This is a genomic window from Dyella choica, assembly GCF_003977665.1.
GTDB lineage: Bacteria > Pseudomonadota > Gammaproteobacteria > Xanthomonadales > Rhodanobacteraceae > Dyella_B > Dyella_B choica.
This window is the reverse complement of sequence record NZ_RYYV01000004.1, coordinates 88,347-106,551: the sequence shown is the minus strand read 5'-3', so window position 1 is coordinate 106,551 and position 18,205 is coordinate 88,347. Positions and strand designations below refer to the sequence as shown.

General features: G+C 62.2%; 13 protein-coding genes. 5 read left to right on the top strand and 8 right to left on the bottom strand.

All coding sequences use genetic code 11. The features are described 5' to 3' along the window. Positions 1–4: 4 nt before the first annotated feature. On the bottom strand, positions 5–1,468 hold the full coding sequence (locus EKH80_RS06635) for an asparagine synthase-related protein (protein ID WP_158628778.1): 1,464 nt from the start codon (positions 1,466–1,468) through the stop codon (positions 5–7). 707 nt (positions 1,469–2,175) lie between these two features. On the opposite strand from EKH80_RS06635, the gene EKH80_RS06630 reads away from it, so the two are divergent. From EKH80_RS06630 to EKH80_RS06620, 3 genes are all read left to right on the top strand, one after another. Then, positions 2,176–2,988, top strand: a complete 813-nt coding sequence (locus EKH80_RS06630; RefSeq protein WP_126683945.1) for a helix-turn-helix domain-containing protein — start codon at positions 2,176–2,178, stop codon at positions 2,986–2,988. 36 nt (positions 2,989–3,024) lie between these two features. Then, on the top strand, positions 3,025–3,969 hold the full coding sequence (locus tag EKH80_RS06625; protein ID WP_126683944.1) for a nitroreductase family protein: 945 nt from the start codon (positions 3,025–3,027) through the stop codon (positions 3,967–3,969). Between the two features lie 83 nt (positions 3,970–4,052). Continuing rightward, positions 4,053–4,835, top strand: coding sequence for an NIPSNAP family protein (locus tag EKH80_RS06620; RefSeq protein ID WP_126683943.1), 783 nt, complete (start codon positions 4,053–4,055; stop codon positions 4,833–4,835). 163 nt (positions 4,836–4,998) lie between these two features. Here the strand turns inward: EKH80_RS06620 and EKH80_RS06615 are convergent, their stop codons facing one another. The 6 genes from EKH80_RS06615 to EKH80_RS06590 all read right to left on the bottom strand — a co-directional run bounded on the left by EKH80_RS06615 (position 4,999) and on the right by EKH80_RS06590 (position 15,567). After that, the gene (locus tag EKH80_RS06615; RefSeq protein WP_126683942.1) at positions 4,999–5,847 is read right to left on the bottom strand and encodes a sulfotransferase family protein; all 849 of its coding nucleotides are present in this window, start codon (positions 5,845–5,847) and stop codon (positions 4,999–5,001) included. Between the two features lie 65 nt (positions 5,848–5,912). Beyond that, entirely contained in the window at positions 5,913–6,920 is a 1,008-nt protein-coding gene (locus EKH80_RS06610) for a LacI family DNA-binding transcriptional regulator (RefSeq protein WP_126683941.1), read from the bottom strand. 16 nt (positions 6,921–6,936) lie between these two features. Beyond that, positions 6,937–9,639: a glycoside hydrolase family 2 protein gene (locus EKH80_RS06605; RefSeq protein ID WP_230473466.1), complete on the bottom strand. Its 2,703-nt coding sequence runs from the start codon at positions 9,637–9,639 to the stop codon at positions 6,937–6,939. Positions 9,640–9,643: 4 nt separating this feature from the next. Next, positions 9,644–11,032: an APC family permease gene (locus EKH80_RS06600; protein WP_126683940.1), complete on the bottom strand. Its 1,389-nt coding sequence runs from the start codon at positions 11,030–11,032 to the stop codon at positions 9,644–9,646. A gap of 107 nt (positions 11,033–11,139) precedes the next feature. Beyond that, the gene (locus tag EKH80_RS06595) at positions 11,140–14,346 is read right to left on the bottom strand and encodes a TonB-dependent receptor (RefSeq protein WP_126683939.1); all 3,207 of its coding nucleotides are present in this window, start codon (positions 14,344–14,346) and stop codon (positions 11,140–11,142) included. Between the two features lie 204 nt (positions 14,347–14,550). Beyond that, entirely contained in the window at positions 14,551–15,567 is a 1,017-nt protein-coding gene (locus EKH80_RS06590) for a glucokinase (protein ID WP_126683938.1), read from the bottom strand. A gap of 516 nt (positions 15,568–16,083) precedes the next feature. Between EKH80_RS06590 and EKH80_RS06585 the strand changes: the two genes are divergently transcribed. Then, complete coding sequence (locus EKH80_RS06585; protein WP_126683937.1) at positions 16,084–16,548, top strand: SRPBCC family protein; 465 nt, start codon at positions 16,084–16,086, stop codon at positions 16,546–16,548. A gap of 132 nt (positions 16,549–16,680) precedes the next feature. Here the strand turns inward: EKH80_RS06585 and EKH80_RS06580 are convergent, their stop codons facing one another. Beyond that, on the bottom strand, positions 16,681–17,475 hold the full coding sequence (locus EKH80_RS06580) for a GntR family transcriptional regulator (protein ID WP_126683936.1): 795 nt from the start codon (positions 17,473–17,475) through the stop codon (positions 16,681–16,683). Between the two features lie 136 nt (positions 17,476–17,611). Here EKH80_RS06580 and EKH80_RS06575 point away from each other — a divergent pair, with 136 nt between their 5' ends. Further along, the gene (locus EKH80_RS06575; RefSeq protein WP_126683935.1) at positions 17,612–18,184 is read left to right on the top strand and encodes a YbhB/YbcL family Raf kinase inhibitor-like protein; all 573 of its coding nucleotides are present in this window, start codon (positions 17,612–17,614) and stop codon (positions 18,182–18,184) included. The last annotated feature ends 21 nt before the right edge of the window (positions 18,185–18,205 follow it).

Sequence of the window (18,205 nt, the reverse complement as noted above, 5' to 3'; positions counted from 1 at the left end):
GCCGTTATGATTTACGCTCGCTTTCGGCTTGAGCGGCAGCTCCGGCACCATGTGTGCGGTTGAGCAACCAGGGTAGGGTGACAGCGAGCAGATAGAACTTGGACGCGAAGTACTTGTTGCCCAAAAACCGGCGGTTCGCGTCCAGCCAGGCCGGAGCACCCGGCATCACGTCGCGAGCCTGTTCGGCAAAGGTGCGCACCTGGTCGAAGCGGCGGCTGGCCAGGCCACGCAGGTCGAAGCGAAAGCTGCCCTTGGATTGCACGTAGGGCAGGTCCTTGAAGTGTCGCGCGATGTACTTGCGCATCAGCACCTTGTTCACGCCGCCGGGGCCGATCAGGTATTCATCGGGAACATGATGGAAAACCCAGTCGCGCAACTGTTCGTCGCAGTAGGGATAGACCAGCCGGAGCGCCACGGCCCTGGCCATGTACATGCCTTTGGCGAGCATCCCTGATTCATAGATGGTGCACGTAATGCGGCGCACCGCTTCCTTGGATCGAGCCGCATCGATGTCAGGGTAAAACTGTTCGAGGCGTCGCCGTGAGAGAATTGATATGTCGCACCCGAGCAGGGCATCCACTTCCGCATCGCTGAAACGCGAGCCGGGAAGGAGTCGCTCGAAAATATTCATCTGCAGTGTCGACAGCACAAAGCAAAGCTTGAAGCTGCGGCTGACCCATTTCGATGTGAACAGCGCCTGCGGCAAACGAATGCCGCACGCCAACAGCGCAAGCAATCGGTCCGTGTTGTGCATAGGCGTGCCGAAATATTCGTCTGTGCCAAGGCCGTCGATGATGCCGTCGCCGCTCTGTGCGTGAACTTCCGTCACCAAATCGGCGTAGGACAGCGCGGCGAAATCGGCGGTCAGCAAAGGGATGCGCGGGAGCATGGCGAGATAGCGATCGTAGGCGCGCTCCGGATTGCACGCCAGCGCCTCGTGACGCAGCCCAAGCTTCTTTGCGACGAACTTCGCGGATGGAATTTCATTCTCCTCGCTGCCGCCCAGATAAGTGAAGCAGGTCGTGTCGGGGCGCGTCTCGGCCAGCGCGATGGCCAACGTCGTGGAATCCTTGCCGCCACTTTGAAGCAGCCATGGGGCGTGCATGCGTGCCGTGGTGCGTGCGATCGAATTGCACAGCAGACGGTGATACGTCTCCAGCAGCTGGTTTTCGTCGACCGTTCCAGACGTTGGGCGCGAATGAGCCAACGCCGACTGAAACGCGTAGTGGTACTGCGGAGTGGCGTGCATGTCCTGCGCCGGGTCGAAACCGGTACCGGCAAGTTTCACATTCCGATAAATGGAATGCGGCGGATAGACGATCGAATTGCGTAGCAGGTCGGCGAGTGACACGAGGTCCAGCGAGACCTCGCCGCCCTGGAACCGCTCGAGCGGTGAGAAATCGATTTCGCTAAGATAAGGCGAGGTGGCGATCTGAATGTTCAATTGGCCGGGGGTTCCGGAGCTCAAGGCAAAGCTCGTTGCTTGAATGGAGCTCTCGTCTATCTGGGAATCTTTCATGGCTCGAAACCTTGACCCGCTTCTTCGGTTACCTTGGCTGCGGTCGAGGTTGCCGGCGCCGCAATGTTCGACGGAGTGGCCGAGATCATGAGCCGGCAGCACCTCTGCCGGACCACGCTTCTTGCCGGCAACCGAATTCACAGCTTGAGCGATCGTGGGCGCGCATCGAAAACAGGATGCCGCTGCGCGCACCGGCATCGGTGCTTCCTGGTCGAGTTGCCTGATTCCCGAGGAGCATCGAAGCCGCGGAGCGGCTCGTTGCCTTCGCACCGCCCATGACCCTTCGATAGGACATAAAGGCACTCCCGCGCCGCGTTACGCTAGTGCGCCATAGGGAATAAACCCAGCATTGCGATGCGAGACATCGCAGTTGGTGCATCTCCCCATTGGCAGGTACCGGGCGGTAGTGTGATCTTAGTCGCGCTTCTGTGGATTTCCGGTATAGGTACGGGGGTACCCGTTAGCATGCGTGAACCTGACGTCGAAGGCAGGTATTTCGGCCTTTTCCAGCCGTCGAACGGGATCTGAGCGTATTTCGGTACCACGCCGGCATTGCGGTTACCGCAGAGTGCCTTCTCCGGATGACCAAGGACGATAGACCGCTCTTATCGCATTTATGATGCCCCCACCCGACGCGATCTTTTCCGAATAATGCAATGCGCATTGCCCACCGTCTCCCGGCCCCCTCGTTAAGTTTGTTCGTCGACCGCTATTGGAGCTGGGAGAGCGACGGCGGTGCGCTGCTGCGACTGCTGCCGCTGATGCCCAGCCCCGGTGGATTGGAGATCTTCTTCCACTACGCCACACCGTTCGCCGTCGGTACGGATACGCAGATGCAAACCCTGCCGCATGCGCATGTTGTGTGTGTGCGCAGCCGGCCGGTCGAACTATTCCAGCATGGCCCACTCGGTTTCGTCGCCGTGCGCGTGCGGGCGGGTGCGGGGCAGCGGCTTACCGGCATGCCGACGGCGCTGCTCTGCGACCGCTTCACGGATGCGGCAGACATCTGGGGGCCGGCAGTCCATACGCTGCTGCAACAATTGGCTGAAGCGGCCGATATGAATGTGCGCGCCGCCATACTCGATCGTTTCCTGTCCGCACGCCTGCAGCCCGCAGGGCAGGGGGTCAACGTCCAGCATGCCATCAGCCGCCTGCTGCAGCAGGCTCTTCGGGTCGAAACCTTGGCCAACGAGATTGGGATAAGCACGCGGCACTTGGAAAACCGCTTCCACGACGCCACCGGCATTTCCCCAGCACGCTTCCGGCGCCTGGCTCGCCTGCGCCGCTCACTGCGCGAACTGCTGCTGGCACCGCCTGACTCGCTTCTTACCGAACTGATCGATCCGGCTTACTTCGACCAGGCCCAGCAAGTGCGCGAATTCCGCGAGCTCACCGGCTTCAGCCCGGGCGAACTACGCCGCGCCGCGCCCACCTATTCGCATTTCTACAATCGCCCCTGGCCGCGATGATCGAAGCTGAGGGCTCCCCATCCCAGGAGTCCAGCCATGATCTTCGTTGCCGACCTGCAGGCCCGCGCGGACGCGATCGATGCCGTGCATGATCTGCTCAGCGAGCTTGCCGTCCATACCGCCACCGAGGAGGGTGTGCTTGCCTATAGCGTGCGGCAGCACCTGGACGACCCCTCGCGCTTCCAGGTCAGCGAACACTATCGCGACAGCAACGCATGGGAAAACCATTTGGCCAGCCCGTACGTAAAGGCCGCGCTGGACCGTCTCCCGCTATTGCTGCAGGCGCCACTGACGCTGTCCAGCTATGCGGAAAAGGCCGCGCTGCCGGCCAGTAGCACCGAATTGTCCGTCTCGTCGGCCATCCGCCAGCGCCGCGCGGTTCGGCACTACCGGCCGGATCCCGTCGATTCACACATTCTCGATGAGCTGATCGGACTGACCTTGGCAGCCCCATCAAGCTGGAATCTGCAGGATCGCCAGCTGGTGGTGGTGACCAGCCCGGAAGGCCGCGCCGCCCTGACCCTGGCGACCGGTGGCCAGCCGCAGCCGCAGGAGGCGCCGGTGGTCGTGGTGTTCCTGGCTGATTGCCTTGCGCATACGCGTGATCGCAGCGATATCTGGCAGCAGGCCCGCGCCAACGGAGCCTGGAGCGCGGACTTCGCCACAAACTTCGCTACGGCATCGCAGGAGTTCCAGGAAGCTTTGGCCGCGCGCGGTGCCCTGCGCGAATACGCGATCAAAGACGCCATGATCGCGGCAAGTTTCTTCATGCTCGCCGCACAGAGCCATGGCTTGGCCACCTCGCCCATGAACGGTTGGGACGAGGCGCTGGTCAAGCGCGCCATCGGCGCCGAGCATCGCAACGATCTCGCTGTCGCCCTGCTGGTTTCGCTGGGCCATGCCGCGGAACAGCCGCTGCCGCCTGGACGCCGTCCGGCGGCATTCAACGTGTTCCACGAGCGAGTGCCCGGTCAGCCGTGAGCTCAGTCAAGCAGATATAGGGCTCAAAACGTCCTATATCTCGCTTAGGTTGAGCTCGGCCTTTCCACCTGCCGGACCTCCCCATGAATTCAGTGCCCACGACCGTCTCGCCTTTCGGTAGCGCCGCCCCGTGTTCCGATGGCGACAATGCCGAGTGCACGGTCGTCGAGCTGCGGCAATACACTCTTCACCCAGGCCGGCGAGACGTCCTGATCGAACTGTTCGAGCGCGAGTTCGTCGAATCCCAGGAGGCTTTGGGCATGCGCCTGCTCGGGCAGTTTCGTGACCTGGACGATCCCGACAAATTCGTCTGGCTGCGCGGGTTCAAGGACATGCCGTCGCGCCAGGCCGGACTGACCGGGTTCTACACCGGTCCGGTCTGGATGGCGAATCGAAATGCCGCCAATGAAACGATGGTCGATTCGGACAACGTACTGCTGTTGAAGCCGGCTTGGGCGGGCTCCGGCCTGGGGCACCAGCCGCTCAACCGTGCCGCCGCCGGCAGCCGGATCGATCCCCCGGGGCTGGTCGACATTACGGTGTTCTCATTGAAGTCGGCGGCCGATCAGCGCTTGCTGGACTTCTGCAGACAGGATATGACGCGCGTTCTTGAGCACGCTGGCGCACACGTCGTCGCCTGGTACATAACCGAGGACGCGCCCAACAATTTTCCCCGGCTACCGGTTCGGACTGGCGAGAACGTGCTGGTCGGCGTGGCCGTGTTTCGCGACGCGCAGCAATACGATGCGTTCATCACATCGAGCGCCTGGGATCGGTTGATCACCCCGGCCCTCGACGCTTGGTTGACGGGCCAGACTCAATCCATGCGCCTGACCCCCACGCCGCGCTCCACGCTGCACGATTAACGCGATCCATTTTGAATGCGCTGAGCGCGTAGGCTGGGATGATAATCCCAGCTTCCGCGCGGCACCCTGGTGCTGGGATTACCATCCCAGCCTACGCGCTGCCCCACGCCGCGCTCCACGCTGCACGATTGACGTGATCCCTTTTTGAATGCGATGAGCACCCTTACACGATCGGTACCTGGTTGACGTTGTTCTTGGGGTCCTTCCAGAACGCTTCGTTCGCAAAGCGTCCAAAGACTTCGCGCGGCAGCACCGGCTGGCGTTCGATGGACTGCACCTTCGGCCGGACGGCATGCAGGCCGGGCATGCCGACGCGGGCATCGAACTCGTCGGCGTTGTAGGCGATGTGGTCGAAGTCGTGCTCGAACCAGGGTTCGTCCAGGAATCGGTAGACCGCGCGCATGGCTGCAGCCGGATCGCTCACGAGGCTTTCGTAGGTCAGCATCAGCAGGTGGTTTTGCGCATACTGGCCGTAAAACGCTTCCTTGGTGGCCTGGTAGGCGAAGCCCACCATGCCGCGTGGATCGGTCAACGCCTCAACGCGCGAGTACACCGTGGTGTTGGTGTCGAAACGGAACACCTTGCTGACGCTGACCGGCTGCCGCTGCACCAATCGTTCCATGCTGTCCAGCACCCATGCCAGCTGGCGCACGCATGCAATGACTTTCACGCTGGGGAACAGCGTATGGAGCAACTGCATTCGGCTGCACCACAGCCGGCTGGTGTCGAACACCACGCCGGCATCGGCGTCCTGCAACGAGTAGAAGTTCTCGACCAGCCCGCGCAACAGCGCGACGCGCTGCGCGTCGGACACATCGAACGAAAAATCGTTCTTGCTGCTCGCTTCCGCCATCACCACGCCCATGATGTCCGCCAGAGGACTGGTCATGCCTGCGCGGAAGCGAGGATTCTGGTTGAGGATGGCGGCCAGCAGGGTCGTGCCGGAGCGCGGCAGCCCGGAAATGAAATGGAACTTCCGCGCCGGGTTGCCGGCGGCTGGCGTGGCTGACATGGGGCGGTTTCCTCTCGATCGGTGGCTTGGGTTGCAAGGGCATCAGCTACAAGATGGCGCCCGGTTCAGGGCGCAGGCGCGGTCGATGCGCGCATGCGCATTTCGTAGCCGACCTCGACCATGCGGGCTTCGCCCTTGCCCAGCACGCGCAGCAGCAGCTCCTCGGTGGCGCGCTTGCCCATTTCGCGCACGGGCTGGTGAACGGTGGTCAGTGTTGGCCACACCTGCGTCGCGATGTTGGTGTCGTCGAAGCCGCAAATGGAAATCTCGCCGGGCACCGCCACCCCGGCCTCCGCGGCGGCCCAGATCGCGCCGACGGCCATGTCGTCGTCGGCCGCGAAAATGGCGGTGGGCCGCTGCTTCAATGCAAGCAGCTGGCGGGCTGCGGCAACGCCGGACTCGAAGGAAAACCGGCCCTCGACCAGGTAGGCGGGGATTTCCTTCAAGCCCGCTCGCTTCAGGCCGTCGCGGTAACCGGCAAGGCGCCAGATGCCTGCGCCGTGCTTGGGGTCACCGAGGATGTGGGCGATGCGCCGGTGGCCCAGGGATGCAAGGTGCGCCACCATCGCTGCGGCGGCTTCGCGCTCACGCAGCATCACACCGATGCAGTTCTTGGGTTGGCGCGGGGCGATCGAGGCAAACGGAAGCTCGTTCTTGCGCAGGTGATTGAGCAGTTTCGGATGGTCGGTGATGGGGGGAGTAAGGATCAATCCATCGGGCCGGTGCCGCGAGAGGATCCCCTCGACGCGCTCGACGAAGTCCGGCGCCGTCGAGACCAGCGGCTGCACCATCATGCTGTATTGCCTTGCTTCGCATGCCTCCAGCACGCCGGCCTGGACTTCCATGATGTAGCTGGGCGACAGGTTGTCGTAGAGCAGGCCGATCATGAAGGAGCGGTCCGTCGCCAGGCTGCGTGCCGAGGTCAGCGGCCGGTAGTTGAGTTGCGCAATGGCCGCATGTACGCGTTCGCGCACTGCGTCGCGTACATTCGGCTCGTTGTTGAGCACGCGCGACACGGTCTTTTTCGAAGTGCCGGACGCGCGGGCGACATCGTTGATGGTCACGCGTGACATGGAAGCCTTTGTGTCTTCAATGATCCGTTCCCTGCGCGGCGGCCGCCGGAACACTTTGGGCCGGAACGTTCCATCCGCTCACTTCGACGACCGTTGCTGCCGTTCCCCGCGCTTCGTAGCGTGCGGTCAGGGTCATCTGCTCGCCGGGCCAAAGCGTGATGTCATTGTCATTCCACTGTATCGGCAGCGCAAGGTCGCCGTGTGCGCCGCGCTTGATCGACAGGTGTTGGAACAGCGCCACCGCCCTGGACGATGCGGGCACCGACAGCGTGACCGTGGTGACGTCGTCATTGCCCTCGTGCCGTGTGGTTGCGTGGATCTCGCTCGTCGCGGCCGGCAAGGACTGCAGCATGGTCAGGTCCGCGTACTGCGTTACCGGAGTGAGGTACCAGTTCGAATGCGCCCAATCCAGCGCATCCGGCCGGGTGGACAGCCAATAGACGTTGCGGCTGACCGGCTTGCTGTCGGAAGAGGCCAGGTCGAGTTCGATGAAGTAAACGGTCGACAAGCCCGCGACGGCGGGCAGTGCCGCCAACTGCCGCGTGTGGTTTCCTGCCGCGTCGATGTCTTGCAGGTGCTTTTCGTAACGCACGCTGCCGTCCAGGTTGCGCACGCGGATGTTCGCTTGCAGGCCGCGAATATCGTCAAGCGAGTGGTTCACCAGCACGATGCCGTTGGAGTCATACGAATACTGGATGTGCACCCGCTCGTTGGCTTTCTTGGCGCCGAAATAAGCGCCGGCGGGATTCATGAAGTAGTCGTACAGATGCCAGTGCAGCGAGGGCCACGCGTTGTTGAGCATCCAGTAGATGACACCGGTCGCCGGCTTGTCGGCATCCATGTGCGCATTGAACGCCTCGAACTGCGCACGGACGTTGTCGTAGTTGTCGAGCTGCGCTTTGGCGACATAGTCGGCAAGACTCGTGGGCGTGCCATAGCGATGGGCCAGCGCCCGGTCGAACGGCGTCAGCACCGCGAATGGCGACCAGTCCGCGGAGGCGTGGTATTGCCTTGCCTCCGGGTATTTCCACAGGGCCTCCTGCTCCTGCGGAGACAGCATGCGCACGAGGTCTTCCAGGCGCGGGATGTCGGCGCCCGCACTGACCTCGGAGTCGAAGCCGAATGCGCCGCCCAGTTTGTCGGCATACCAATAGGCAGGTGGTATCCAGTCATACGGGCCGGCCATCTTCATGCCGGAAGGTCCGGTTTCGGCGGTCGCCTGGTCAGCCGCCGCCGAGACGATGGGCAACGACCAATCCGCGGCGTGGAGCGCATCGGCGTAGAGCTTTGCGATGCGTGGCGCGGGCGCATTGTCGCTGCCGATCAGGAAGCCGATCACGGAAGGATGGTTGCGCAGCAGGCGTGCCTCGCTGGCCATGGAGTCTTCGGCGATTTTTTCGTCGGCGGCATGCCAGGGTTCGCCGCCGGTCTTGGCGGCCGACTCCCATTTGTCGCAGCATTCCCAGCCCGCCAGGATCAGGATGCCGTTGCGGTCGGCGAGATCGTAAAAGCGCTGGTTCTCCAACTTGCCTTCACTGCGCAGGGTGTTGAGCCCCAGGTTGACGACGTAGTCGAACTCGGCCTCCATGCGCGCGGGGTTGTCGCGCATGAACAGGTCCGGCGCCCAGCCCGCACCGCGGATCAGCACGGGCTTCCCATTGATGAAGAACTGGCGGTAGCCCTGTTGGGTCAGATTCGAACTGACGCTGCGTACGCCAAACGTTGCCGTAGCCCGGTCGGAGGCGGCGCCATCGACCGCAGCGGTCATCTCCAGCTGATACAGCGGATGTTCGCCCATGCCGACCGGCCACCAGATCTTCGGGTGATTCAGCGCGAGGCCAGGCGTTGTCGCGGGTGAGAACGAAACGACTTGCGTCTGTCCGGGCGCGAGGTGGACAGTCTGTTGCATGGGAACGCCAGCCACGGTGCCGGTGATCGTTGTGTCATGCGCCACAGCGTCAAGATTCTTTGCACTCACCTTTACAGTCAGCGTGGCGTGCGCGAGATCGGGCAACGACAGTGTCGAGAGTACCTGTGGAAAGCTCAACTCGACCGGTCCGGTCTGCACGATGTCCACGCCGCGCCACGGGCCCATGTTGTTGTCGGGCGGGGTAGGGTTCCAATCCACCCAGCCGATCGACAGGCTCATTCTTGGATCGGCTGGATGCACGCGCATGGCGAGGACGTTGGCGCCTGCGTGTACCCATGGCGTCACGTCGAATCCGCGCACGGGATAGGCGCCGGCGACCTCGCCGTGGTCGGCGACCAGGTGCCCGTTCACCCAGACGTCGGCGCTCGCGATCATGCCGTTGGCACGCAGCAGCGTGTGCATTCCCGCCCGGTTCTTCGGCAACGTGAATTCGCTGCGGTACCACCAGGGCGTCACGAAGAGGTTGCCGCTCGAATCCGGCACCTGCACCGCGCGCAGATTGTCGCTGTAGAACACGTCGTTCTTGTATACGCCGTTTTCCAACAGTCCGGCCATGACGGTCGCCTGGCCGGTCACCGGGTACCAGCCTTCGGTGGAGAAGCCCGCCGAAGAGATGTCGGCGCCCCTTTGCTGTGCCTTCGCGCTGTCTTGAATCCGCCAATGACCGATGGCGGTGGTGGAGCCGGCATCGACGGCTACCTGGGTGGGTGCGTAGGCCGTTTGGGCGTGCACGGCCGAGACCGCCATCGCCGCCATCATCCCAAACACGTGCCTGGCTGGAGTCTGCATGACGTCACTGATTCCCAAGATAGGTTTCGCGTATTTCAACCGGCGCGAACGGCCAGGACCGGTTGAGCCTGGCCCAAATCGCAAACACCACCAGGCCCACGATGATCCATAGGCCGGACAGGATCAGCGACAGCGTGGAGGCGGACACGTACACATAGATCCAGCCTAGCAATGCGATCACGCAGGGGACGGGATAAAGCCATTGCCGATACGGGCGCTCAAGCTTCGGCTGGCGCTTGCGCAGCACCACCAGCGCGGCGATTTGCGCGATGGACTGCACGACGATGGTTGCGGCCAGCAGCATGTTGATCACTTCGGTCAGATCAAAGAACGTGCCGATGGCCGTTACCACGCCCATGGTGAGCAGCGCCACGTGCGGGAAGGCGTGCCTGGCGTGCAGGCGTGCGAACACGGACAGGAATACTTTGTCCTGCGCCGCCTGGAACGGCACGCGCGAACCACCCAGCAGGCCGGTGAACACCGAGGCGAACGCGGTCACGATGATGAGAACGGTCATGACGGCGGCGGCGAAGTGCCCCCAACTACGCTCCACCACCAGCGAAGCCACCGATTTGGACTGGGCAATGTCCTGCCACGGCGCCACGCCAAGCACGCTGATGTTGAGGAGCAGGTAGACAACCATCATCGCGATCACCGAGACAATGATGGAACCGGGCATCGTCCGGCCCGGACGGCGCAACTCGTCGCCGATGTAGGCGGTGGTGTTGTAGCCGAGGTAGTCGTAGATGCCGATGATCAATCCCGCGCCCAATCCCACGAAGAAGTGGCTGCCGAAGGTTCCGGCCGGGTAGGTAAAGGCGAAGCCCGCATGGAAGTGGGAGAAGCCCGCCGCCGCCACGCCGACGACGGAGACCAACATGATCACCCACAGCGCAATGGTGATCGCGCGAACCGATTCGATGCGCCGGTACAGCAGCCAGGTGACGAGGGCGGTCGCCACCAGGCCGATGAGGTGCACCGGCCACCAGCCCAGGTGGGGGAAGAAGAACTCCAGATACTCCACCATGCCGATGATGCCGGTGGACATCAGCAAGGGGATCGCCAGCAGCATCGTCCAGATGAACAGGAACGGCATCAGTTTGCCGGTGCGATACTGGAACGCTTCGCGCAGGTAGACGTAGGTTCCCCCGGAACCTGGCATGGCCGCCCCGAGTTCGGCCCAGACCAGGCCGTCGGCCACGGCCAGGATGGCGCCCGCGATCCAGCCGATGACGGCCTGCGGACCACCCATTGTGGCGACCATGATGGGAATGGTGATGAATGGCCCGATGCCGCACATCTGGGTCATGTTGATGGCCGTTCCCGAGAACAGGCCGATGGAGCGATGGAAGGCGTGGTCGCGAACGGGCGGGGGCGCGCTGGAGTCCTGCATGCTTGCCTTGTTGTGGTGGGATACGAATGTCTTTACTTGTCATTCCGGCCTTCGCCGGAATGACGATTTGCCTTGAAGCAACGGCTACATGGCGCTGATTTATACGGCTACCACTGGCCGCGTATGCCAAACATGAACATGCGCTCGGAGAAAGTCGAGTGCGCCGGCTGATCGGGCCACACCAGGTAGTAGTGCTGGTACTCGTTGGTGAGGTTGGTTCCATCCAGGAATATTTCGGCGTATTTGTTGATCTTGTAGGAAATCGACGCATCCAGATATTTCTGCGGCGCTTCGTACATCTCCATGCCCGTGATGCCGCCCACGCTGTCCATCACGGCTCGCCGCGAACGGTAGTTGTAGGCGAGGCGAGCCTGGAAGTGGCCGTCCTGGTACCACAGGATGAAATTGCCGGACTTGGTGGAGTTGTCCTGGAAGGGAATCTTCTGGCCGGACAGGTCCCTTTCGCCCGAGTTACTTGGCGCGTAAGTGGCGTTCACCTCCATGCCCGTCTTGGACAGAAAGCCCGGCAGGAAGGTAAAGCCCTGGCGATAATCGAACTCCGCGCCCTTGATGCTGTTGCCGGTGCCCTGCACGGGTTCGGTGATCACGATGCAGTGATTGCGCACCACGCCGTCCTCGTCGGGCAGGGTGCAGTTGGTCACGCTGCCGTTCTTGATGAAACTTTCCACGTTGATGCGGAAGAACGCCAGGCTGAGCATGCTGGTGGGATTGATGTAGTACTCCAGGGATGCGCCATAGTTGGTGGAGCGCCACGGCTTGAGGTTCGGGTTGCCCGTCGAGGTGCCGTTGGAGACACGGAAGATCGGCCCCTGCGGTGTCTCCGCCAGCGAGTAGTTCAACTGCAAGCCGCCCGCCCAGGTACTGAGATCAAGCGGCATCATGTTCTTGGAATAGGCCAGCCGGAACTTCAGGGCGTCGGTCAGGTCCAGCGAAAAATTCAGCGACGGTAGAACGTCGTTGTAGCTGCGCCTGGTGACGGCGGTGCCTGCGTCCGCGGGCTCGTCGCCATACGAACCCGGAGCGCCACTCAAGTGCTGGGTAACGTCCAGATTGGTGTGGATCACGCGCACGCCCACGTTGCCGCTGTACGGCATGTCGCCGAGGGTGCCGTTGAAATCGCCCTGCATATAGCCCGACAGCTCCTTCAGCCCCACGCCCCAGGTCGTTCCCGGCTCGCCCACCTGGACGGTATCGGGGTAGAGCGATTTCCAGTACGAAACCGGATTGATCAGGGCGTTGGGATCGACCGCCCAGAAATTGATGCCCGAGCCGAGCAGGTTGGTGTATTTTTTGAAATTGCCCGACAGCGGTGCCGCGGTATTGGGCATCGATATGGCGGACAGCGGGCCTGCGCGGTAGTAGCCCAGCGCATTGCCTGCGGTGCAGGAGCCGCTATCCATGATCACGTCGGCGCCGACATAGCGTACGAGGCAGCCGTTCGGGTCGGTGGCGCCGATGCCTGCATAGACCGGCGTTTCCAGCGTCCAGCCGACGTTCCTGGCGCTGCGGATACTGTTGCGCACGCCGAATTCGAGCTTGATGCCGTCCTGGAAGTCGTATTGCCCGTCGAAACGCAAGGCGTTCAGCGCCACCTTGCGATCGTAGTCGCCGGAGGATTCCAGCGTTTTCATCGTCCAGCCGTTGGGGTTGGCGAAATCGGCCGCCAGCGAGGAAGGCATGCTGACCGTGATGTAGCGGCCGGCGAAGTTCGCGATGATCGGGATCGTGTTCTGGGGCACGCCGTTGGCGTTGAACACACGGTTGCCGCCCAATTGCGCCGGGTAGACGAAGGTACCGGGCGGCACGGCGCCGGCGGGTACGCCGGGCATCAACACGTTGGGCCACAGTGCGCCATCGGAGTCGGACACGTTGATGTCGGTTTCGACGTTCGACTGGAACGCCGTGTCACGGATGCCGCGCAGGCTCGCCGTGAAAGGTCCGCCGTCGTCGTAGTCCAGCTGGAGATTGAAGTTCTTCGCATTGGAGCTTTTCTGGATGATCTGCGAGTACGACTCCACGTCGCCCGGCCACTTCTCGTACACCTGCGTGGTGAATATCTGCGAGCCCTGCCAGCCGGGCTGCGGCGTGCCGTAGGCGCCGAGGGCGGGGCTTCCGGTATCGCGCGATTGCAGCGGCACATAGGTTGCGCCCTGCCAGTTGGTGGAGTTGAACTGGATGCCGAAATTGCGATCGTACTGGCGCTGTTGCGAGTAGAAGTAGTCGCTGGTCACGCTGAAGCCATCGCCGAGATCCATCTGAAACGACGCATTGCCGGACTTGCGTTTGCGCTGGGTGGTGATCTCATTGATGCCGATGTCCTGGCTGCCCATGAAGACGCCGTTGGACTTGCCGTCGCCATTGACGTCCACGCTGCCATCGGGGTTCTGCACGATCCTCGACGGGATCGGCGCACCGTTCCATGGCGTGAGGAAGCCGTTGTAGCCACCCGCGCTGGCGGCATTCTCGCCGTTGAGCACTACGCCATACTGATCGAGACCCTCGGTGGAGTTCGTCCGCGTGGTGTTGGAGAAGTCAGCGGAGATAAGCAGGCCCCAACGGCCATGGTCGTTGTAGGAAACAAGGCCGTTGGCCTCGGGCCCCAAATGGTGGGTGGTTCTGCCGCGTTCTCCATTGGCCGAATAGCTGTAGGTGAATCCGCTGGGAAGATCCCAGGGGCGGTAGGTATGCAGGTCGATGGCGCCACTGATGCCGCCATCGGTCTCGTTGGCGGTGGACGATTTGACCACGTCGACACCGTGGAACAGCGTGGAAGGCAGCATGGTGAAGTCGGGCTGCTGCGAATCGATCTGGTCCGCCGTGATGAACACTTCGCCATTCAACATGGTGCCGACCTGGGGCAGGCCACGCACGTCTACCGAAGTGCCCACGCCAGCGTCGCGGTTGATCTGCACGCCGGTGACACGCTGCAACGAGTCGGTGATGGTGGTGTCCGGCAGCGCGCCGATGTTTTCCGCCGTGATGCTGTCCTGGATGTTTGCCGCGTCGCGTTTCAGGTCGATGGCGCGCATCTGCGAAGCACGCACGCCGGAGACGGACACGGCCGACAGCATCACCGCGTTTTTCTGGCCGGCGCTGCCGTCGGTTTTCTTGGTGTCGGCCTTTTTGGCGTCAGGAGACGCCGGTGGTGAGGACTGCGTCGTGCTGGCCTGCGTAGCCTGGCCGTCCGACGGGCTATAGACGAATTTCGACGCTGCAGCGGACGTCGACACGACCGCGAACAGCGACATGCTGACGGCAAATGACAATGGATGCTTGCGAAATACGGTGGACATGGGCTCTAACCTCGTTGCTGTTGCCTGTCGAACCTCTGGTGCTGCATGGAATTCAAGAAAAAGCGTGTAGCCCGGCGGTGCCTGCGGGTTCGCACGCCGTCGTGATGCAACTTCTCTTTTGTCCCCAACCAAGGCTTGGTGAGCCCAGGTCAACCATTGGGTGTTACTGCGCGGGACGCACGCCCCGCGGTCCTGCTATGTGGCTCATGCGCGTACGCCACTTGCTGCGGCGTGTCGCAACGTTGCTGTTCCTGACATGCCACGCTCGAGGTACCACTGGGCCGCACCCTGCACGCCGTGCCGGCCATGCTCGGTTACCCACACCGGTACTTGCGCCAGCAGCGTGCGCGCGCTGCGACCGTGCAGGAATCGCTCCTCAAAGGTGCTGTGCTTGAGCAGCTCGAACACGGAAGAGAGGAAGCCGCCAGCCAGATACACGCTCGTGGCCATGAAGGTCATCGCAAGATTGCCGGTGAAGCTGCCCAGCGCGGCACAGAAAATTTCCACGGCCTCCAAGGCATGCATATCGCTGCCCCCGATGGCTGCCGTAGTGACGGCTTCGGGCGTCGCCAACTTTGGCGACTCCCCGTGCAGGGTGCACAGGCTCGTGTAGAGGGTGAGCAGGCCTGGCCCTGACACGAGGTGTTCAAATGCCACATAGCCGCCATCCGGCGCGAGGTGCGCGAGAATTTCGCGCTCACGCACCGAATTCGATGCGAAATCCATCTGGCCGGCTTCGGTCGGCAACACGAAACCGCCGGCCGGACTGGGAACATGCACCGCCGCGCCTAGGCCCGTGCCAGGCCCGATCACCAGGGTCGGGCCACGGGAAGGAGGTGCGCCCGGTCCACACAGGTGGCGGCCACCATGAGCGAGCGAGCCGTCGAGCGCGTAGGCCAGCGCTTCGAAGTCGTTGAGTACGGCAACCTCATCCAAGCCCAGCGCGTTGCGCAGCTGCCTCAGATGGATGGGCCAGGCGAGATTGTCGTTGACGACCTCGTCGCCCACGATCTGGCCGGCGCAAGCGAGCACGCAGTGCTTCAATGGGGCTCGCACATCGGCGTCGATAAAGGTTTGCAGCAGTTTCGGCAGGGTGGGGAACTGCGCACACACGAACACGCGATAGCCGAGTGTTTCAACTACTCGGCTGCCGTCGAGCGACGCGCGCATCAACGCCACTCGCGCGTGCGTGCCGCCAATGTCTGCGGCCAGAAATAGCATTGCCGCGCCCCCCGCATATCGATCCGAATGGTCAACTGCCACGTCCAGCGCACCCCCGGCATTGGAACTGTTTATCAGCCTCCACCGTAATTGACACCGGTGTCAAGTCGTGGCGCAGCATGGGTGGAAAGCGTCAAGGCCGAGCTGGCGCCGGTGCAGGCTCAGGGCTGGGACGCCATCGGTGGTCTGCGCGCACTCTCTTGCGCAGACTGACGCGGCACGCATGACCCAAAGCAGCGTTACGAGGGAAGTCACAACCCAGGCCATGAATGCACAGTCTGCAATCGATTCGGGAAGCGGGGAGCCGCACCATGCGCCTCGATCGTCATGGATCGCCCGTCGCGACGGCATGTTTTGGTGAAGAATGGGGCGTCGAAAGAAGCTCTGATTTATTCAGAGCTTCCGCGGTGCAAGGATGCACACGCGTCTGAAAAAATCCAGGACGGATTTTTTCAGACCATCCCGAAGTGAGATACTCTTGGCATTACCAATGCGCGGCGGCGTGGATTTCCAGTAATGAATCTCTCACTCAACGATGCCAGCGATATTCCTGGCCATTTCAGCGAAGAAGTGGTTTTGGAGCGGCCCGTTTCGGTGGTTTGGGAGCATCTTGTTCGCCCTCAAAGCATGCGCGAATGGCTTGGCGGCGACGATTATGCGGTCGAGGTGGATACGACTTGGGCGTTAGGAAGCGCAATTGTCGTTCGTGGCGTACACCACCTGCCATTTGAAAACAGGGGGGTAGTTCTTGCATTCCGCCCATGCAAAGAGCTGAGCTTCACCCATCTGAGCTCGTTGTCACGTCTCCCGGATCAGTCCTCGAGCTATACGAAGCTTAGCTTCGTGCTCGACGCCGATGGGGACCAAACGATTCTCAAATTCAAGGCCTCCGGATTTCCCACGACAGCCATCTACAGGCATTTACGCTTCTATTGGATGGGAACGATCGGCGCCTTTAAGAAGTATGTAGAGTCGCCATAGTTCTTTTGCAGGGCAACGTCCGCTTTCGATCCATAAGCAACGTGACGGCTGCATCAATGTCGCGCGCAACTCCCCGGCCATTGGCGAACATATGGGCCAAGCTGTCCTCGGCCACCACGCAGAGGCCCTGTATCAGCCGTGCACAATGTAGCCGGCTGACGACATGCTTGCGTCGGCGATGGGCGCATCCATCAACAAACGGCTGCGCTCAGGAACGATCACAACTGTCATATGTTGTATTGGCTTGGCCTTGGCGTCGTATAGCAGGCGCGTGAGTTTCAACAACGGAACTCCCAGGCCTACTTGCAGAAGGTCCGCGTGCGCCGCGTCAGCCGCTATCGCCGTGACTTCCTGGACGGCTCGCCCGACCTTCACGCCGTGTTGCATCAGCAATTTATGCAGCGGCGTTTTCTGTAGCACGGTGCGCGTCAGACGAAGACCGAGGCTATTCGGCAACCATGCGTCGGTCACCATGACTGGCGTGCCAGAAAAACGACGCACACGGATGGCATGCGTGGCAGCGACCTGGGGGGCGATGCCTAAAAGCTCGGCTATCGCAGCCGGAGGTTCCTGCTGCTCCAACTGCAGCACGGTCACCTTGGTCACATCAGCGGTCCGGCGCAAGGAGTCGATAAGGTCGACCGTAGCCGCAGGTCGTGTCAGTACTGAATTGGCAAGTACGAAAGTGCCACGCCCCTGGCGGCGTTCGACTAGCCCCTGTGCCTCAAGATCGTAAAGGGCACGCCGCACGGTGATGCGTGACACCCCAAAGCGCGAGCACAGCTCGTCTTCGGTGGGCAGCATGTCGCCCGCTCCGTAGCTGCCATCCAAAATTCGGGTGCGCAGGGCCAGGAACAGTTGATGATGAAGGGCGGTGCCTCTGGCGCGAAGTAGTTTCTGTGCGGAAGGAGGAGATGGCTCAGGCATGGGGGGATCTTACCCAGTCTGCGCTCACTTGCCTATCGATCCGTTGTTATGTTGATATAACAACATCACGACCCGAGGCGGCCGGCGGCACTCATGGGGAGTGCCAGCCGGCTCAGCCATCGAGAGCATCGCACCTATGATCGGCCGCATTCTTGGACGGCTTTTGCGCGATCGCCATGCAGGCGAGCGCTGGCTGCTGTGGAACGAACTCCCTACCGCCGCTCACGGAGATGGCTCGATGGAGTTGAAATGTGCGGCCTTCGCTCACGGTACGACGATTCCCCGTCGGTATGCCGGAGATGGCGTAGGGGACAATGTGTCGCCTCCGCTCCACTGGACGGGCGTGCCGGACGGTACTGCCGAACTTGTGCTTGTCATGGAAGATCCGGACGCGCCACTGCGTCGACCATTCGTACATCTCATTGCCGCCGGCATCGCACCCGACGGTCCACAGATGGCTGAAGGCGCGCTTGATGGCCAACGTAGCGATACACGGATCATTCTGGGCCTGACCACTTTCGGAAAACCCGGCTATAGCGGGCCACGTGCCCTAGCTGGGCACGGACCGCATCGCTATGTATTCCAACTATTTGCATTGAAGCAGCCTTCCGGGCTGGCTTGGGGTGCACGTCGTAAAGGGCTACCCGGTGCCTTGAGTGGGAAGGTGATCGCCCGTGCGCGACTGGACGGCTACTTCGAGCGTATCTAGTTCGACGAAGCAAAGGCGTCT

Excerpts from the sequence above, each read along its gene's own strand:
- EKH80_RS06580 (WP_126683936.1), bottom strand. The coding sequence starts at position 17,475 with ATGCCTGAGCCATCTCCTCCTTCCGCACAGAAACTACTTCGCGCCAGA.
- EKH80_RS06625 (WP_126683944.1), top strand. The coding sequence starts at position 3,025 with ATGATCTTCGTTGCCGACCTGCAGGCCCGCGCGGACGCGATCGATGCC.
- EKH80_RS06600 (WP_126683940.1), bottom strand. The coding sequence starts at position 11,032 with ATGCAGGACTCCAGCGCGCCCCCGCCCGTTCGCGACCACGCCTTCCAT.
- EKH80_RS06575 (WP_126683935.1), top strand. The coding sequence starts at position 17,612 with ATGATCGGCCGCATTCTTGGACGGCTTTTGCGCGATCGCCATGCAGGC.
- EKH80_RS06620 (WP_126683943.1), top strand. The coding sequence starts at position 4,053 with ATGAATTCAGTGCCCACGACCGTCTCGCCTTTCGGTAGCGCCGCCCCG.
- EKH80_RS06615 (WP_126683942.1), bottom strand. The coding sequence starts at position 5,847 with ATGTCAGCCACGCCAGCCGCCGGCAACCCGGCGCGGAAGTTCCATTTC.
- EKH80_RS06605 (WP_230473466.1), bottom strand. The coding sequence starts at position 9,639 with ATGCAGACTCCAGCCAGGCACGTGTTTGGGATGATGGCGGCGATGGCG.
- EKH80_RS06590 (WP_126683938.1), bottom strand. The coding sequence starts at position 15,567 with ATGCTATTTCTGGCCGCAGACATTGGCGGCACGCACGCGCGAGTGGCG.
- EKH80_RS06595 (WP_126683939.1), bottom strand. The coding sequence starts at position 14,346 with ATGTCCACCGTATTTCGCAAGCATCCATTGTCATTTGCCGTCAGCATG.
- EKH80_RS06585 (WP_126683937.1), top strand. The coding sequence starts at position 16,084 with ATGAATCTCTCACTCAACGATGCCAGCGATATTCCTGGCCATTTCAGC.
- EKH80_RS06610 (WP_126683941.1), bottom strand. The coding sequence starts at position 6,920 with ATGTCACGCGTGACCATCAACGATGTCGCCCGCGCGTCCGGCACTTCG.
- EKH80_RS06630 (WP_126683945.1), top strand. The coding sequence starts at position 2,176 with ATGCGCATTGCCCACCGTCTCCCGGCCCCCTCGTTAAGTTTGTTCGTC.